This is a genomic window from Hydrogenobacter thermophilus TK-6, assembly GCF_000010785.1.
Taxonomy (GTDB): Bacteria; Aquificota; Aquificia; order Aquificales; family Aquificaceae; genus Hydrogenobacter; species Hydrogenobacter thermophilus.
The window spans coordinates 447,619-464,091 of the sequence record NC_013799.1 but is presented as its reverse complement, the minus strand read 5'-3'; the positions used below and the strand labels follow the sequence as shown (position 1 = coordinate 464,091).

Annotated in this window: 22 protein-coding genes; 9 read left to right on the top strand and 13 right to left on the bottom strand. The window is 45.8% G+C overall.

From position 1 onward, the window contains the following. The 3 genes from phoU to HTH_RS02355 are packed head-to-tail and all read right to left on the bottom strand — an operon-like array spanning position 1 to position 1,900. Complete coding sequence (gene phoU, locus HTH_RS02365; protein ID WP_012963116.1) at positions 1 to 669, bottom strand: phosphate signaling complex protein PhoU; 669 nt, start codon at positions 667 to 669, stop codon at positions 1 to 3. A gap of 47 nt (positions 670 to 716) precedes the next feature. Beyond that, positions 717 to 1,571: an NAD(P)-dependent oxidoreductase gene (locus HTH_RS02360; protein ID WP_012963115.1), complete on the bottom strand. Its 855-nt coding sequence runs from the start codon at positions 1,569 to 1,571 to the stop codon at positions 717 to 719. An 8-nt stretch (positions 1,572 to 1,579) separates the two neighbouring features. Continuing rightward, positions 1,580 to 1,900 (bottom strand): hypothetical protein, encoded by a 321-nt coding sequence (locus HTH_RS02355; protein ID WP_012963114.1) that lies wholly within the window; start codon positions 1,898 to 1,900, stop codon positions 1,580 to 1,582. Positions 1,901 to 1,914: 14 nt separating this feature from the next. Between HTH_RS02355 and HTH_RS02350 the strand changes: the two genes are divergently transcribed. Beyond that, a complete protein-coding gene (locus HTH_RS02350) occupies positions 1,915 to 2,439 on the top strand; it encodes a glycine cleavage system protein R (protein ID WP_012963113.1) in 525 nt (174 codons plus the stop codon). Beyond that, complete coding sequence (gene def, locus HTH_RS02345) at positions 2,436 to 2,942, top strand: peptide deformylase (protein WP_012963112.1); 507 nt, start codon at positions 2,436 to 2,438, stop codon at positions 2,940 to 2,942. Before HTH_RS02350 ends, def begins: the two co-directional genes overlap by 4 nt. Here the strand turns inward: def and HTH_RS02340 are convergent. From HTH_RS02340 to HTH_RS02305, 8 genes are all read right to left on the bottom strand, one after another. After that, a complete protein-coding gene (locus HTH_RS02340; protein WP_012963111.1) occupies positions 2,933 to 3,706 on the bottom strand; it encodes an energy-coupling factor ABC transporter ATP-binding protein in 774 nt (257 codons plus the stop codon). The two genes, def and HTH_RS02340, sit on opposite strands and share 10 nt — an antisense overlap. After that, positions 3,699 to 4,271, bottom strand: a complete 573-nt coding sequence (locus HTH_RS02335; RefSeq protein WP_012963110.1) for a hypothetical protein — start codon at positions 4,269 to 4,271, stop codon at positions 3,699 to 3,701. Before HTH_RS02335 ends, HTH_RS02340 begins: the two co-directional genes overlap by 8 nt. Further along, the gene (locus HTH_RS02330) at positions 4,261 to 4,908 is read right to left on the bottom strand and encodes an energy-coupling factor ABC transporter permease (protein WP_012963109.1); all 648 of its coding nucleotides are present in this window, start codon (positions 4,906 to 4,908) and stop codon (positions 4,261 to 4,263) included. Before HTH_RS02330 ends, HTH_RS02335 begins: the two co-directional genes overlap by 11 nt. Positions 4,909 to 4,919: 11 nt before the next feature. After that, positions 4,920 to 5,951: a transporter gene (locus HTH_RS02325; protein ID WP_012963108.1), complete on the bottom strand. Its 1,032-nt coding sequence runs from the start codon at positions 5,949 to 5,951 to the stop codon at positions 4,920 to 4,922. Then, positions 5,948 to 6,370 (bottom strand): hypothetical protein, encoded by a 423-nt coding sequence (locus HTH_RS02320; RefSeq protein ID WP_012963107.1) that lies wholly within the window; start codon positions 6,368 to 6,370, stop codon positions 5,948 to 5,950. The genes HTH_RS02325 and HTH_RS02320 overlap by 4 nt, the downstream gene beginning before the upstream one ends. Further along, positions 6,370 to 7,053 carry a DUF4198 domain-containing protein gene (locus tag HTH_RS02315; RefSeq protein WP_012963106.1) on the bottom strand — a complete coding sequence of 228 codons (684 nt, stop codon included), beginning with the start codon at positions 7,051 to 7,053 and terminating at the stop codon, positions 6,370 to 6,372. Before HTH_RS02315 ends, HTH_RS02320 begins: the two co-directional genes overlap by 1 nt. A 115-nt stretch (positions 7,054 to 7,168) precedes the next feature. Continuing rightward, positions 7,169 to 7,621 carry a DUF1641 domain-containing protein gene (locus HTH_RS02310; protein WP_232500451.1) on the bottom strand — a complete coding sequence of 151 codons (453 nt, stop codon included), beginning with the start codon at positions 7,619 to 7,621 and terminating at the stop codon, positions 7,169 to 7,171. A 1-nt stretch (position 7,622) separates the two neighbouring features. Then, a complete protein-coding gene (locus HTH_RS02305) occupies positions 7,623 to 8,054 on the bottom strand; it encodes a DUF1641 domain-containing protein (RefSeq protein ID WP_012963104.1) in 432 nt (143 codons plus the stop codon). Between the two features lie 150 nt (positions 8,055 to 8,204). Here HTH_RS02305 and HTH_RS02300 point away from each other — a divergent pair, with 150 nt between their 5' ends. From HTH_RS02300 to HTH_RS02270, 7 genes are read left to right on the top strand one after another with little or no spacing between them, the layout of a single operon-like run. Next, positions 8,205 to 9,176: a hydrogenase gene (locus tag HTH_RS02300; RefSeq protein ID WP_012963103.1), complete on the top strand. Its 972-nt coding sequence runs from the start codon at positions 8,205 to 8,207 to the stop codon at positions 9,174 to 9,176. 25 nt (positions 9,177 to 9,201) lie between these two features. Then, positions 9,202 to 10,836 carry a nickel-dependent hydrogenase large subunit gene (locus tag HTH_RS02295; RefSeq protein WP_012963102.1) on the top strand — a complete coding sequence of 545 codons (1,635 nt, stop codon included), beginning with the start codon at positions 9,202 to 9,204 and terminating at the stop codon, positions 10,834 to 10,836. Then, complete coding sequence (locus tag HTH_RS02290; protein ID WP_012963101.1) at positions 10,833 to 11,591, top strand: hydrogenase maturation protease; 759 nt, start codon at positions 10,833 to 10,835, stop codon at positions 11,589 to 11,591. The genes HTH_RS02295 and HTH_RS02290 overlap by 4 nt, the downstream gene beginning before the upstream one ends. A gap of 15 nt (positions 11,592 to 11,606) precedes the next feature. After that, complete coding sequence (locus tag HTH_RS02285; protein WP_012963100.1) at positions 11,607 to 11,825, top strand: hypothetical protein; 219 nt, start codon at positions 11,607 to 11,609, stop codon at positions 11,823 to 11,825. Continuing rightward, on the top strand, positions 11,825 to 13,000 hold the full coding sequence (locus HTH_RS02280; protein WP_012963099.1) for a tetratricopeptide repeat protein: 1,176 nt from the start codon (positions 11,825 to 11,827) through the stop codon (positions 12,998 to 13,000). The genes HTH_RS02285 and HTH_RS02280 overlap by 1 nt, the downstream gene beginning before the upstream one ends. Beyond that, positions 12,984 to 13,811, top strand: a complete 828-nt coding sequence (locus HTH_RS02275; RefSeq protein WP_012963098.1) for a NifU family protein — start codon at positions 12,984 to 12,986, stop codon at positions 13,809 to 13,811. The genes HTH_RS02280 and HTH_RS02275 overlap by 17 nt, the downstream gene beginning before the upstream one ends. Then, on the top strand, positions 13,808 to 14,791 hold the full coding sequence (locus HTH_RS02270) for a hypothetical protein (protein WP_012963097.1): 984 nt from the start codon (positions 13,808 to 13,810) through the stop codon (positions 14,789 to 14,791). The genes HTH_RS02275 and HTH_RS02270 overlap by 4 nt, the downstream gene beginning before the upstream one ends. Here the strand turns inward: HTH_RS02270 and HTH_RS02265 are convergent. Beyond that, positions 14,781 to 15,269: a V4R domain-containing protein gene (locus HTH_RS02265; RefSeq protein ID WP_012963096.1), complete on the bottom strand. Its 489-nt coding sequence runs from the start codon at positions 15,267 to 15,269 to the stop codon at positions 14,781 to 14,783. The two genes, HTH_RS02270 and HTH_RS02265, sit on opposite strands and share 11 nt — an antisense overlap. Next, the gene (locus HTH_RS02260) at positions 15,266 to 16,462 is read right to left on the bottom strand and encodes an FAD-dependent oxidoreductase (RefSeq protein WP_012963095.1); all 1,197 of its coding nucleotides are present in this window, start codon (positions 16,460 to 16,462) and stop codon (positions 15,266 to 15,268) included. Before HTH_RS02260 ends, HTH_RS02265 begins: the two co-directional genes overlap by 4 nt. Positions 16,463 to 16,473 lie beyond the last annotated feature (11 nt).

Here is a 16,473-nt window from a genome sequence, read left to right as displayed (position 1 = left end):
TCACACCATGCCTTTCTCCTTTATGTGCTGATGTTTTATCACCTCACCTTCTGACCAGTAAACAGCCATCTCTGCTATGTTTTCTGCGTGGTCTGCCATTCTCTCAAAGTGCCTTCCAACAAAAGACAGATTTATAACCTTCTTTATGTTTCTGGGGTCTTCCATCACATAGGTTATAAGCTCTCGCTCCAGCTGGTGGTAAAGCTCATCCACTGTATCATCTCTGGCTATGACCTTCTTGGCAAGCTCCGTATCCCTTTGGAAAAAGCTCATCACAGCATCCTCTATCATGTCTTTAACATGACCTGCCATAAGAGTTAAGTTCACATAAGGTTTGAGCGGTGGCTCCTGAGCCAGTAAAATGGCTCTTTCAGCTATATTTTCTGCCTCGTCTCCTATCCTCTCAAGGTCAGATACAACTTTGTAAATGCCCATTATGAGCCTCAGGTCTATAGCCTCTGGCTGATAGAGAGCTATCATCCTTATGCAACGCCTCTCTATCTCCACCTCCAGCTGATCTATCTCGTCATCACCTTTTATTATGCTCTCCGCCAGCTCAATATCCTGCTTATTAAGAGACTCTATGGCTTTCTCCACTGCATTCTTTATAAGACCTGCCATTTTAAGCACCAGCTGTTTTGTTTCCTCGAGCTCCTCAAAAAGTTTCATACTTAACCTCCTTACTTATATATTAACCAACCGCTGTTAAGAATTCGTTAAGTCTTTTTAAATATTTTATAAACAGCGGAAAAATCAAGCTCTCCAAGACCCATTGACCTTGCTTTGCCATATGCCTCTTTTACATTCTGAAGTGCAAAGGAGAAGGCTTTTACATCTCTCAAAAGGTCCTGTGCATAGTGAAGGTCTTTGTATATGAGGTCAACAGAGAAATGTGTTGAAAAGTCCTCATCAAGCAGTTTTTGCTTTTTGACATCAAGTATGTAAGATTTGCCAGCACCCTCAGAGAGTATGCTTATCAATAGTTCTCTGTCAAAGCCGGCAAGCTCACCAATTGCTATAGCTTCAGCCAGCAGCTCCATGAACCCACCCAGCACTATGTTGTTTATGAGCTTAAGCTTTGTGCCGTTTCCCGCTTTACCTACATAGTAAATCTTTCTGCAAAATTTCTCAAATAAAGGTAAGTTTTCTTCGTACTTCTCTTTATCACCTCCTACAAGCATCACCAGCTGCCCCTTCTGAGCTGGCACGACACTTCCCAAAACAGGCGCATCAAGATAGTAAGCTCCGTACTTTTTAAGCTCTTGATATGCCCTTTCCGCATAAGCATAGTGATTGGTGGTCATATCTATGATGGTTTTGCCTTTAACATCACCCTCCACAAACCCGCCTTTGCCAAAGATTACCTCCTCAGAAGCCTGACTATCAAAGACTATAAGAAACACCCTATCTACCTGCTTTATCAGGTCTGCGGGCGTATCTGCAATAGCTACTCCCAAGTCCAAAGCTTTTTCTTTTGTCCTGTTCCAAACTACAAGCTCAATTCCCTCAGAAATAAGCCTCCTGGCTATCTCCTTTCCCAAATGCCCCAATCCTGCAAAACCTATCCTCATAACCCACCTCACAAAAGGTTCATTATGGATGTGCTAACCTGCTCCCAATCCTCTTGAGTTAAGCTTGCGTAAACCCTCTCTGCATCTGCCATCATGTCAGATGTGTTTCCACCAACTGCCTCCACAAAGTTCCTGAGCTTATCTCCTTTGTTTTTTGGAACGCTTATGGTGTAAGTTCTGTTTTGCCACTCATCTTCTCCTCTTTCTACATACACATCTATCCATATATCACCTACCTCATAAGATAACATGAAGCCAACGGGCTGTGCAAGACCCATAAGCTTGGCTATCTCTGAAATGTAAAACTTGAGCTGGTCTTTTTCTTCCATATTAAAATCTTAACATGAAGTTCTTTATACTTTCCATATTTGGAAAGGACAGACCGGGTATAGTGGCAGGCGTCAGTGAGGCGCTTTACCGTTTGGGTCTTAATATAGAGGACTCTTCTATGACAAGACTAAACGGTGAGTTTACCATAATGCTTATAGTAAGTTCGGAAAGGAACATAACTTCCGAAAACATACTGGAAAGTTTGAAAGATGTGAAGGAGAAGTTCCATCTTTTTACTCTCTGCAAAGAAGTCCAAAAGTTAGACCAAAAGGAGCATAAGCCCACGGAATTATACAGGTTAGTAGTTTTTGGTTCAGATAAGCCAGGCATAGTTTACAGCGTCTCAAAGCTTCTGGCACAGATGGGTATTAACATATACGATTTAAAAACGGAAAAGAGAGGAGACCTCTATGTTATGATCATACAAGCCGAATCGCAGGAAGATGTTTTTGAAGAGTTGAGCAAAAAACTTGATGACATAAGAGAAAGCCTCAGGGTTGACATAAGTCTTGAGAGGGAGGAGGAAGAGCTTTTATGAGGAGGCTTGAGATCCTTAAATATCCCGATGAACGCCTGAAAATACCTTCCAAAGAGGTATCTGATTTTGGGAAGTTTTTCTCGGAGTTTTTGGAAAGCTTGGTTTTTACCATGAGAAGCTCTCCAGGCTGTGTGGGAATAGCGGCGCCTCAGGTGAATGTCCATAAGAGAGTTATAGTAGTAGACACATCCATATCTAAGCACAAAGAAAACAAGCTCTCTCATGGACTTTTGGTTCTGGTAAATCCGATCATACTGCAGAGGGAGGGAGAGATAGTAATAAGGGAAGGGTGTCTGAGTGTGCCAGATTATACGGGCAATGTAAAGAGGCATTACTGGATAAAGGTATCCGCTCTTGATGTCAAGGGAAATCCTGTAGAATTTGAAACGGAAGGCTTTGAAGCTGTGGTGATCCAGCACGAGATAGACCATCTGGATGGTAAGGTGTTTTTAGAAAGACTTGTATCTCCTAAGGAGCTTTTCAAAAGGAAGGTTTATAGGTGAAAGTGATAGTGAGCATGTTCCCTATCGCCGTGTTTGTGCCTGTGTTTGTGTAAAAGTCCTGCCTTGAGCATCTTTTCCTCATCCCGTAGAAATGTCTCTATCTTACCGTCGTACACAATGCTGTGCTCCTCACCGAGAACTACCAGCCTATCGCCAAGCTCTGGCACAAGGCTCAGATTGTGGGTTGAGACTATGGTAGTTATATTAAGGTCATAAAGCAGGTCTATGAGCCATCCTGTTGTTCTGGGGTCAAGGTTTGCAGTAGGCTCATCCAGAAGCAGTATTTTGGGTTCTAGCACAAGAAGACACGCAAGGCAGAGCTTTTGTTTCTGCCCACCGCTGAGCTTGAAGGGTGGTTTATCAAGGTGCTCTATGAGGTCAAACCTGTCAGCCCAGTGAAGTACTCTTTCCTCTACTTGCTTCTCTTCAAAGCCAAGCTGTCGCAGGGAGAAAGCCAGCTCATCGTAAACGGTAGGATTAAACAGCATCACATCAGGGTTCTGAAAGAGCATCACCATCTCTTTTCTGAAGCTTCTGACAAAATCCCTGTCTTTTAATTTGCTTTTATCCACCCTTACACCACAGTAAGTATAAGCACCTCTTTGCGGTAGTATCAGAGCGTTGAGAATCTTAAGAAGTGTAGTCTTTCCAGAGCCGTTTATTCCAAGCAGTACCACTCTTTCACCTTCCTTTACCGTAAGATTTATATCCCTCAGGACCTCTTCACCGTCGTAAGAGTGATAGACTCCTCTCAGCTCAATCATAATAAAACCCCCTTGACTTCATGGCTGTGTATATGTCCTCCGAGGTTTCTTTGGATTTGTCAAAAAAGTAGCTAAGCACCCTGATAAGGTAATGTTTCGTATCCTCCTTTTTCATCCTCCTGCTTGGGCTTCTGCTTCTGAAGGCGTCTGTAAATTCTTTCAGAATCCTGGCATAGGATAAGGCATGGCTTGAAACGAGGACCAAAAGCAGGCTCAGATTCTTTGAAAAGTCAAGAGCTTTAAAAAGGTTTGCAGTCTCTAAGAACATAAAGGTAGACATAGTCATGGCAAAGGTGCGAGCATTTATCATGAGAAGGTAATCAAGCCTGTTTTCACCCGTGAACAAACCCACTACAAAGTAAGGCAGTGGTACAAAAAGGCTAAAGAGGAATACAGATAAGAAGGTCCTCTTTAAGACCCTTAACTTTTCCCGAGCCTTCACAGGCAAAAGGGCGAGTAAAACCAAGAGGAGGAGAAGTATAGCAAGAAGGGACTCAACAGAATGCATGGAAGATGCCCATATCAGGAAGGTAATATAAAGCAAAAACAGAGCCTTATCCTTCATAACCTACCCTCCCTTTCAAAAACTCAACCACCAGATAGGTGAGTATGCCTTCCCCTACACCTACTATTATATGGGGTAGGAGCAACGCAGGTATGACCACAGAAAAACCGAAGGGAAAGTAGAGGGGCTTACCGGAAGCATCCTTAAACAAATGAGGATGAAGTCCGAGAATTACCGCTATGAGGAGAGCGGAAAACAGGGTGGATAAAAAACCGGCAAGGAATAGAGAAATCTTATCGCTAAAGAAGGCTCTCATAACTCTGTAGGTGTAAAAGGCACAGAAGCTACCCAGAAGACCCATACCTATGGAATTTATAGGGAATGTGGTAATTCCTCCTTCTCCAAAGACAACAGCCTGCAAGAAAAGAAGGAGAGACACGCACAGGAAAGCTACCCACGGTCCAAAGAGCAGGGAAAGACTCGCAACGCCAAGACTGTGGACGGATGTGCCACCGGGCAGAGGCACAGCCACAGACATAAGCACGAAGGACAGAAGGGATAAAGAGGCTATGTACGGGATGGTTTTTTCTTTCAGCGCCTTTCTGAACTTTCCAAAGGAGTAAACGAGAAAAAGCCCGTCAATTAAGTATGCAGGTACATAAACCTGCGGTGCTACAAAGCCGTCCGGTATGTGCATAACACCACCTCCTAAAATAGAGCGGATAAGGTGAGTATGAGTCTGTACTTCTCTTTTCCTTCAGCACCCTGCTGCTGGCTCTCTTCGTTGAGCTTTTTCCAGACTGGCACCTTTACACCAAGTCCTGCTGAGATGTTTTTATAGTAAAGCCTAGTTCCAAGAACGCCGTAGAGTATTTTACCCCCCGAGCCTTCAAGTTTTACACCATCTTCTTTGTCTCTCTGATTGTACTGAAAGTTTGCCTCAAGCAATGCATCCGCTCTGAACTTTCTCTCCGCGTTAGTATAAAGCCTGTAAGCCAGTGCTGTATTGAGTCTAAACTCATCACCGAACTTGTACTTCTTCCTCGGAGCATCCGGACTCTCCCTGAAGTTGTAAGTGTTTTCAAAAAACTTTATGTAGTTGGTGTCAAATACGAAGGTAAGTCTGGGTAAGCTAACCAGCTGTTTTGTAGCGGTAAATCCCAGAGTTATGGCAGGCTTTCCAAAACCTGTGGACATATCAGGCTCAAACTCGCCTTTTGGGTCCCTTGCCCTGTCGTACTTGTTAGGATTGCCCGTAGGCAGAGACAAACCGCCGTAAAGGGTAAAGTGCCAGTCCATGAGGTCATCAAGGCTCTCCTTTTTGGGAACGAGCCTAAAGCCCCTGTCGTACTTAAAACCCAAAACTGCCATGAGGGATATGTCTGCAAAGTCCGAGTTGGTGTAAGAGTATTGCCCTTGCGTAGGGTCGCCGTTTATGGATTTGAGCTCCTTCTTCACATAGTAAGGTACAAAGAGGTAAAGGGAAAGCCACGGCTTTACACCGTAGCCCAGACCATACATCCAGAAGTCGTAGGTGCTCTTCTGGTCTGGAAAGTCCTGAAAGCTGTACTTTTTCCACTTTACATGGTCCAGCTTCAGGTAAAAGAGCCAGCTACCCTCCGGCAAGGTTGCGGAGCTTGAGGTTTCCAGAGGAGCGCCCGGCCCTTCAAGACTGGCAGCACCCAGCGCGGCAACACCGTGATGAGCAAAGGATAAACCACAGCAAAGAAGAGCGGTCATAAGAACTTTCTTACCCACGATACCCTCCTTATGTAAAGTTCCAGAGCACCAAAGATACCAAGCACTATACCCATGCCTACAAAGACCTTCTGATACCTCTCAAAGAGTGAGCTTTCCGTTTTTACCGATGCTTTATCCACCCTTACCTTAACTATCGCACCGTGTCCATCCTCCGAGGTTGTCCTCACCGTCCACTCTCCCCTTTTGTCCGGACAAAAAACCACTCTACCCAGAGCGTCCGTCCTTCCCACCTGAAATGGCAACTTCTCATCTTCTTTGTATACTTCATACTTTTCATAGGAAAACTTGGTGTTGTCCGGAAAGTAAAAGCTCAGCACTATGCAGTTTCCCTCCCTCAATAGGCTATGCTGAAGGTCATGAGCAAAGGAGAGGGATAGGAGCAAAAGCAGGAGCCACATCACTTTACCTCAAAAGAAAGGTTTGCTGTTTTTACCACATAGTCCGCCTTAACACCGTCAGCTTTTTCCTTAACGGAGGTGCTTATGAGCTGAAGGCCCTTCCTCTTTATTCTTATGTTTATCCTTCCATCATCGTCTGTGCTACCAACCGGCTTTTCATCATAAGCTACAACCGCATCCTTCAGAGGTTTTCCTCTGTAGTAAACCGCAAAGGTAAGCTTGTCTCCTACCTTAGCTTCGAGGGGATTTTCTAAAGGTACTATCTCAAGGTCATCGGTTAAAGGTTTTTTTAGCTCCTGAGACCAGCTGTCTATCCTCTTTACGCTTTCGTAGGAAAGCCAACCTTCTATAGCTCCCTGAACCCTGTCCTTGGGAAGGTTTTTCAGACCTTCTACGCTTTTAGTCCAGTATCCTGAGGAGAACACAGCCAGCACCGCACCGCAAGAGCCTTTGAGCCTGGCAGGATAGGACTTCTCAAACTTGTACTGCAGAGGCTTACCGCCTGAGCTAACGCACTCAAACTTCAGCACATCTTCAGGTTTGTACTTTATGAACTTCTCCTCACCCTGCACAGGATGCAGATGTCCGTAGTAAAGAGCGTACTGGCTACCCTCCCTTTCTACCCAAAGGTCGTGAGACATTGAAAGGGAGGAAAGTATGAGGGGAAGAAAAAACCTTTTCATAGCGCCAACCTCCGTATTACTACTTTTCAAAAAGTAATATTAACGAGCAATCGTTCATAGTCAATATGATAAAAATCATGAAAATAGGAGGGGAAAAGGAAGAAGGGGTGATGTTTTATTTTTCTTTGAAGAGATAAGCTATGCGTTTTAGGAGGGTAAACACAAAACCTAAGGCGAGCTGCACATCTGGGTCTCTCAGTTCTCTATAAATGCCCAGAAGTCCAACCCTTCTCGGGTTTTTCTTGGTATCTTCGTAAGCTTCGTAGTTGGCTCTGGCAAAGTGTGCCAGATTCCCCAGCTCAAGGGTACCCACAAGCTCCCTTATTAGAAAGTCAAGCTTTTCCGCTCCAGCTTTTACCGCTTCCCTTCTGTCTTCTCTCTCGTGAACATACCTGCTCAGGTCTTCTCTGCTTTCTACATACTCGTGCAGTATCTCCGCAAAATAGGCTAAGGCGTCCAGGCTGTTGAGAAAGGTGGTAAGATGGCGTATGTTTTCATCCTTTTTAAAGTAAGCTTCAACAAGCTCATCCTCAGGTCTTCTCAGGAATATGTAGTGGTTCTCCATCATCTCACCTCATGGACATGCCCATTTTCTTAAGAGTCAGAAGTACAAAGGCTAAAGCTCTCTGTACATCCGGGTCCGTCATGGCTCTAACTATACCTGTTATGCTCGTCCTGTAATCGTGCTGTTTAACTTCCGTGTATGCTTCAAGCAAACCGTTCAAGAGTGAGGCTAAGTTTTCCTTCCCCAGAAAGTCCACAGCGTTGTACGCAAGCTCAAGGATGTTCTTTATGCCGTCCTCCGATTCTCTGAACTTTTCTCTGAAGCGTATCACCTCCGAGCTTATGGACTCAAGTATGAAGGGTGTCCTCTGCATAAGCTCCTCAAGGGAAGAGAGCAGGAAGTTAATGGTTTCCAGCTTATCTATGAGCTGACTTAGCTGTTCCTTTGCCTCACCTACAGTCAGACCTTCTAAAAGCGTCTGCTCATGATAGCTCATGGCTTACCTCCACAGAGTTTTGCTTTAAATATAGATGAACAATCGTTCGTTGTCTATAAGTTTTCCTTATGGAGACTATAAGAAATTTGAATGGACATTCATTTATAGCAGGCTATCCTAAAAACCAAATACAGTTTGGAGGTGCGTATCATGGCTACAGTTCTATGGCTACACGGTGGTGCTTGCAATGGCAACACCATGTCTTTCTTAAATGCTGAGTACCCTTCCGTCTGCGACCTCGTTACTGACTTTGGCATAGAGATACTCTGGCATCCGTCCGCGGGGCTTGAGATGGGAAATCAGGTTCAGGCTCTTTTGAGGGACATACTCGCGGAAAAGATACCTCTTGACATCTTCGTCTTTGAGGGTACGGTAGTTCTGGGACCTAACGGGACTGGCAGGTACAACATGTTTGCGGGTAGACCTATGAAGGACTGGGTTTATGAGCTTGCTCATGTGGCAAAGTTCGTGGTAGCTGTTGGCAACTGTGCGTGTCAGGGAAACATTCCCGCTGTTCCCCCAAATCCTACCGAATCAACCGGCCTTCAGTTTCACAAGACAAAGAAGGGTGGCTTTCTGGGCGAACACTTTGTGTCAAGGGGTGGACTTCCAGTTATAAACATACCCGGCTGTCCTGCTCACTACGACTGGATAACTCAGATACTCGTGGCTCTTGCAGTGGGCAGAGCCTCAGACATACAGCTTGATGAATACAACAGACCTCTAACCTTCTTTAAGACCTTTTCCCAAACGGGATGCACCAGAGTCCAGTTCCACGAGTGGAAAATATCCGCGGAAGAGTTTGGACAAGGTACAAGAAAAGGATGCCTGTTTTACGAGCTTGGATGCAGGGGGCCGTTAACGCATGCACCTTGCAACAGGATACTCTGGAACGGTGTAAGTTCCAAACAGAGGTCAGGACATCCTTGCATAGGTTGTACCGAGTTTGCTTTCCCATGGTTTGACCTTGCACCTGGAACCATTTTCAAGACTCAGAAGGTGGCGGGTGTCATACCCAAGGAATCTGTTTACGAGGCGGACAAGTTCACTTACATGCTTCACGCGGTAACTGCAAGAATAGCAGCACCCAAGTGGGCAACCGAAGACATTTTTGTGGTTTGAAAAAAATCTTTAGGAGGTGCGTATCATGGCTACAAAGCAACACTTAGTTATAGACCCTCTTGCAAGGCTGGAGGGTGATGTTAGGGCTGATGTGTTTGTAGAGGATGGGCATGTTGCCGATGTCCAGGTGGAAGCTGTTATGTTCAGAGGCTTTGAGATAATCCTGCGGGGAAAGGATCCCCTTGCCGGACTTATCGTCACACCCAGAGTTTGCGGTATATGCGGTGGTAGCCACCTTTACAAAGCCTGTCAAGCCTTAGACACAGCGTGGAGGACAGAAGTCCCTCCAAACGCGTGGCACATAAGGAACATAGCACAGGCCTGCGAGACACTTCAATCGGTTCCAAGATGGTACTATGCCATATTTGCCATAGACTTTGTAAATAAGAACTATGCCAAAAGCAAGCTTTACGATGAGGTAGTTAGAAGGTGGGCACCCTTCGTGGGAACATCTTACAAGATAGGACTGGAGGTCTCCGCGCTTCCTGTGAAGGTATATGCTATGTTCGGTGGTCAGTGGCCACACTCCAGCTTCATGGTGCCCGGTGGTGTCATGTGCGCTCCCCAGCTTGACCACATAACTCGGGCTTATGCACTCCTTGAAAGGTACAGAACAGAGTGGCTGGAGAAGGTCTGGCTTGGATGCTCTGTGGACAGATGGCTTGAGAACAAGACATGGGACGATGTCCTCAAGTGGCTTGACGAAAACGAGAGCCACAGGAATTCAGATTGCGGACTCTTCATCAGGTTCTGCCTTGAGAACGGACTTGACAAGTACGGAGCTGGTGTAAATGCCTTCTTAGCCTGCGGTACTTACATAGACCCTGAGTTTTATCCGGTTTCCACCATAGAAGGCAGGAATCAGGCTCTTCAATCACCTTCCGGCGTAGTTTACAACGGCAAGTACTATATCTTTGACCAGATGAATGTAAGGGAAGACATTACCCACTCTTACTTTGAAGGCTCTTCTATGCTTCACCCGTGGGAAGGTGAAACCGTACCCCTTGACCCGGAAGTAGCCAAGAAGCAGGGTAAGTATTCCTGGGCAAAATCACCAAGATACTTAATAGATGGTAAACCCGTTCCTCTGGAAGCGGGACCTTTAGCAAGACAGGTAGTTGCAGGCTATGAGGAGGCAAAGTCTGCCTGCAGTGCCTCAGGATGCATAGAGCATGCCATAGACCCCCTCTTTAAAAACATAGTCAGCAAGATAGGACCGAGCGTAATGGTGAGGGTTCTGGCAAGGATGCACGAAGCGGTAAAGTACTACAAGTGGGTGAAGACATGGCTTGCCAAGGTAAACTTTGACGATGACAGGTTCTACAAAAAACCCAAGGAGCTTCCTGAGGGTAAAGGGTATGGAGGTACTGAGGCGGCAAGGGGTGCGCTCCAGGACTGGATAGTTATAGAGAACGGAAAAATAAAGAACTATCAGATAGTAACTCCTACCGCCTGGAACATAGGGCCCAGAGACTCCAAAGGACAGATGGGACCCATAGAGAAAGCCATAGTAGGTGCCCCCATAAAAAATCCGGAAGACCCCATAGAGGTAGCCCATGTAGCCAGAAGCTTTGACTCGTGTCTGGTGTGCACCGTTCATGTGTATGACAGAAAACGCGGAAAAGAGTTAGCCAGATACAAGTTGGGAACCTTCAAATGAGGAAGGTAGTTATAGTAGGATGCGGAAATCCTATACGCGGTGATGACGGGGTGGGTCCACGCCTTATAAGATACCTGTGGGAGCGCGGGCTCCCCCCACATATAAAACTCGTTGACGGTGGCACATCCGGTATAGATGTGGTGTTTCACATGGAGGGTGCTGACGAGGTGGTCTTTGTAGATGCCTGCTGTACTGGAGAGAAGCCGGGTACAGTGTTTTGTGTGCCACATGAGGAGGTTGAAGAGCTACCATCTTCTGAGGAAGCCAACCTTCACTCAATAAAATGGTATCACGCTGTAGCTATAGCCAGGCACCTCTTAAACGGAAACTATCCCAAAAGTATTAAGGTTTATCTGATTGAGGGCAAAAGCTTTGGCATAGGAGAGGTATTATCGGAGGAGGTGGAAAGTGCTATGAAGAGGCTTGCGGAACGCATAATTAAAGAGTACAGCATTGAGGGGGGTAAAGTGGTGGAGCTTGAGTTAAAGGAGGATGGGTATCTGATAATACCGGCTGATGTGGCGGAAAGGTATTTGGGTGGTTGTATGAGCGTGTTGGTGATTCCAAGAGGTATGCATTTTACACTGCTTCCACTACCCACGAGCGCGCAGGGTGGTTTACTCTTAAAGAGGATAAATAAAGAGGGTGATAGAGCGGTTCTGCTGTGGGAACTTTTACCACCGGGTACACCGTTTGGAAAGAAGAAGGCTGTGTGGAGTGATGAAGAGGGAGGACTTGTAGTTTCCCTAATTTGAAAAGGAGGTTGTGTTATGTTCAAGGACAGAGCTCTCATCGCGGAGACCTTCGTAGAGGAGAAGGATGGACAGTGGAGCGTATTTATAGAAGTGCTTTTTAAGGATGAGACTGTCAGGTACGAGGTGGGAAGGTACTTTACAAAAAAGAAGGCGGAGCTGGCGGCAGGTTATATAAAGAGGTGTGCCAACAGAGACATCCCTCATCCCAACGATGGCTTGGGAGGATGTTGCTGATGAGCTGGAGGGAGGTTTTCCCTCAACCTGTAGGTATACTTCCCTTCCCCTTTGACTTTCTCATACTTCCCCACTCAAACCTCTGGCAGGAGCATATACCAACTGTCCTTCTTTTAAAACTTGAAGGTCTGCCATCCGAGTGGAAGTTTATCTTATCTTTAAAGGAGAAAGATTGGAAGCAAGCTCTCCAGAACATACTCAGTATAAGCGAGGAAGATGTGAAGAACTATAACCTCTCGCTGATCACAGGAAGTAAGCAAACGGTGAAGGATAAGACTCTTGCATACCTGCTTGATATTGTGTTTTCAGACAGATTTGACATCAGAGATATGGGCAGGGATGACTTGAATGCCCTTGTACTTTACAGGAAAGCTCAGCTACTTGAAGGTGAAGGGAAGATAGAAGATGCCATTGCGATGATTGAGAATGCTCTAAGGCTCGTCAGGGACCTTTCTCCTCTCTTTTATGCAAACCTTCTCCTGAAAAAGGCAAAACTCTTTATGGAACATAAAGGAGTAAACTATGCGGTTCTTGCCTTGCTTGAAGAGCTGGAAGAAAAACTATCAGAGGCTGACTTCTTGAGAGCGGAGGTGCAGTTTAATCTGGGAAATGCTTACTCTTCTTTGGGTAATCTGTCTAAGGCAATAAGCTACTACTGGAAGGCACTTGACTTCTTCACTGTGGACAAAGACCCCTACATGTACGCTTTGATAAACAATAACATGGGGCTTGCTTATCTCTCCTCGGATGTTAGCGACCTTGAGGACCAGGTTAGACTGGCTTATGGGGTGCAGAGCCTCAGAAATGCGCTCAAGGTGTTTACCAAGGAGAGGTATCCAAAGGAGTGGGCAAGCACTACCATGAATTACGCCAACGCGCTTCAGTACCTGCCCACAGCCAACCCTGCAAAAAACCTTCTGAAGGCTGTAGAGCTCTACAGGGAGGTGTTGGATTATCGCAAAGAGGTTGGGGATGAGTTAGGCTATGCGCGCACCCTGGCTAACATGGGTAATGCTCTGGCACATCTTGGCAGGCTCTTTGAAGCAAGAAGGCATCTTATAGAAGCCTTTGAAATATTTAAAAAGTACGGTATGGAGGAGGAGATGAACGGTATAAGAGAGGTACTGGAAGAGATACATATGCTTATGGAGGCTCGCCATGACGGAGGAGCTTAGCTTTGAAAAGCTGGCGGAGAGAATAGACGAACTTCTTGCAAAGGTGAAGAACTTTGAAGACGAAAAGAGAGAAACAGTGGGGGAGCTCATAAAGAGCATTGAGGAGTTTACCAGAATGGCTCTCGTTAAGCTTGTCAAACTCATGAAGGAGGATAGTGCAGGAAAAGATATACTCTTAAAGGCTGTAAGGGAGCCAGAAATTTACAGCCTTTTCCTAAAGCACGGAATAATCAGGGAGGATGACAGGACTAAAGCTATCAAAGCTCTTGAGCTTATAAGACCCTACATAAGGTCCCACGGCGGGGATGTGGAGTTCGTTGACCTTAAGGAGAAAACGCTTTATGTGAGGTTAAGGGGTACATGCACCGGCTGTTCTCAGGTTTCTTTTACGCTTCAGCAGACCATACTTGAGGCTGTACAGGCCTATATCCCTCACATTGAAAAGGTAGAGCTTGCAAAGGATACACCTGTGGAGGCTTTTCTTGAGCTTTCTGGCAAAGAAGAAGGCTACATCAAGGCTTTTGATATTAGTGAGCTGAAGGAGGGGCATGTGTACAGGTTTTTGCACGAAGGTGTCGATGTAATACTGATGCTGTGGAAGGGAAGAGTCTATGCTTACAGAAACTCTTGTGCGCATCAGGGTCATCCCCTTCACGAGGGAGAGCTTACAGAAAAAGGTGTGCTGGTGTGCCCGTGGCACCGCTTTGAATACAGCATAACATCGGGTGAATGCCTAACCGTCCCCTATGTACAGTTGGTGTCTGTGCCTACTAAGATACAGAACGGGTGGGTGTTGCTTAAGGTCAGATGAAAATTGAGGTTTTAGGTATAGTAGGTGCGCCGTCCAACTTTAGTCTGCAGGTGCCGGATGCCAAAGCTTCACCTTACACCCTCTACGGACCAAGAGGAGTATTTTTGAAGGGCGATGTGTTCATAGTTGCGGATACAGGCAATCACAGAGTCCTCGTATGGAAAGCTATCCCACTCCACGGAGAGCCTGCTCTTGTGGTGCTTGGGCAGAGGGATTTCTATTCAGATAGCCCCAATGCCGGTGGTGATACAGAAAGGGGTCTCTTTATGCCAACGGGTGTTTTCCTGTCGGATGATGGAAAACTCTTCTTGGCGGATGCATGGAACCACAGAGTACTCATGTGGGAAAAGTTGCCCGAAGAGAACTTTTCAAAACCTGACCATGTTATAGGTCAGCCAAGTTTGAAAAGCGTGGACAGAAACATGCTCTTCTGGTGTTTCGGTGTATATTACGATGGGTACCTTTATGTGTGCGATACCGGAAACAGGCGCATTCTGCGATGGAAGGGAGTTCCCGACAGTATGCAAAAGCCCGACGATGTTTATGAAGGCTTTAGCTGGCCACACACCCTTTGTAAAAACGAAGATCGCTTTTTTGTAGCGGATGCAGGGACAGGTGTAAGTAAGGTATATGTATTTGAGAACTCCTTAAGTGATGCTTACAACTGCAATTCCTACATAGGACAGCGGGAAGGATGCGACGAGATGAGCCTGAACTTACCTTACGGTGTGAGTGCAAACGGTGATTTTCTTTTTATTGGAGACACCTCCAACAACAGGGTGTTGGTCTTTAGGGGAGATTCTGTAAAGCCTGTGGCGGTTGTAGGACAGAGAAATTTTTTTGAATGTGGAGAAAACAGATGGGAAAAGGTTGATGAGCAATCCCTGTGCTGGCCCTATGCGGTTTTTTCTACGGAAAATATCCTTCTCGTTGCGGATACAGGAAACAACAGGGTAATTATCTACAGATTCAGTGTTTGAGTTTTATCTCAAAGATACACCTCTCCTTTCCCTGAGCCTGGCACTCAATTTCTCTACAATCCCACTCTTTCTTTGTAACTTCTTCAAAAACACCAGCTAAAGCACCGCTGAGTGGCATGCATACGGGTTTTTTGTTATCCACATCCTGTGCAAATATGGAATCTTTAACCTTAAAGATTATCTGTGAATCGGACAGTTCGTAGTTCTCAACCTTACATATGCCCGTCTCCTCAAGAAAGGCACTCACATAATCCGCAACTTTTTCCACTGATGGGTTCTCATCACCAACTATGCTCTTTATGTATGTGCCAGCCATCTTACCTGCCTTTTTTCCTGAGAAAACGAGCAGTCCGCCTATACCAAAACCAGAGAGCTTCATAAGCTGGGAGTAAAACTCCTTTATTGGTCCCTTTGGGACTATAACACCTTCTTCCCTTAGAAATATGCGCACTCTGGAGAGCACTTCCTGGTCCTTCATCTGCACACCTCCTGCTTTATAGATAGTATCTCATTTATTATCTCACCATAGGATGGATGAGCAAAGCTTAAATGTTCCTCCAAGTTTTTCCCCAAAAGGGTGGCACACAGGTTAAGTATTTCGCCTACCTCCCTGCCTATCAAACAGCAGTAAACGAGCCTACCCGAATCATCAAAACCTACACTGATAATGCCATCGTTTTCGGTAACATAAGCTTTGGGATTTGTGCCCAATGGTTTAGTAACGAAGATTTTGGCATCCTTGACATCACCCACAAAACCTATCTGATAGGCGGAGGAGATGATCACAGGTACTTTCCTTGGGTCAAAAACCCTTTCTTTATCGTAAAGTATGCTGCGTACTGCCACCCTTGCCTTCTCAAAGGCGTAGCCAGCACCCATTGGTGGTACTATATCACCTACCGCAAATATTCCTTTTGTGTCCGTCTCCAGAAAACTGTCTGTCCTTACAAAACCCCTTTCATCTACAGCCACGAAAGGAAACCTCTCCTGGCAGAAGTTAGGTATTCTACCTGTAGCTCTTATTACAAGGTCCGCATCCACATTTTTTGTATTTTCTACCAGCTTGACACCACACCTCTCTAATGCATCTTCCAGCTTGAGAGCAAACTCTTCCGGTATGTTTCTGTAGCCTTTCAGAACCGTATCCTCTCTCACAAGGTATACCTTAAAACCAAAGGAACTAAGTATGAAGGCAAGCTCACAACCTGCGGCTCCACCACCCACTATGCACACATTGTTCTTGGGAATAGCCCATCCTCTCAAAACATCCTCAGGAGATATACCCGGCTCCCTCTGCTTAGAACCGCAGGCAAGGATTATGTGCGAAGCGGTAAGCCTCCTGTTCCCTACCTTTATAACCCTTTCGTCTATGAGCTCTCCATCACCCTCCACATAAGTCAGTCCCTTTGAGAGCAGAGCCTTCAATGAGGTATCTCTTATCTCAATCACCTTTCCTTGCACCATTTGAACTGCTACCTTCCATCTGGGTTTACTTTTTTCAAGAGCTAACTTGTAGAGTCCCTCCTTGGGAATACAGCCTGCGTTCAGACAAACTCCACCAAAGACTGACTTTTCCACGAGAGCCACACTTTTTCCCCTTTCAAGGAGGAGTTTGGCGCTCATATAACCTCCCGGACCGCTACCTACGATAACTACATCAAAGTGTTCCATATGATAATTCT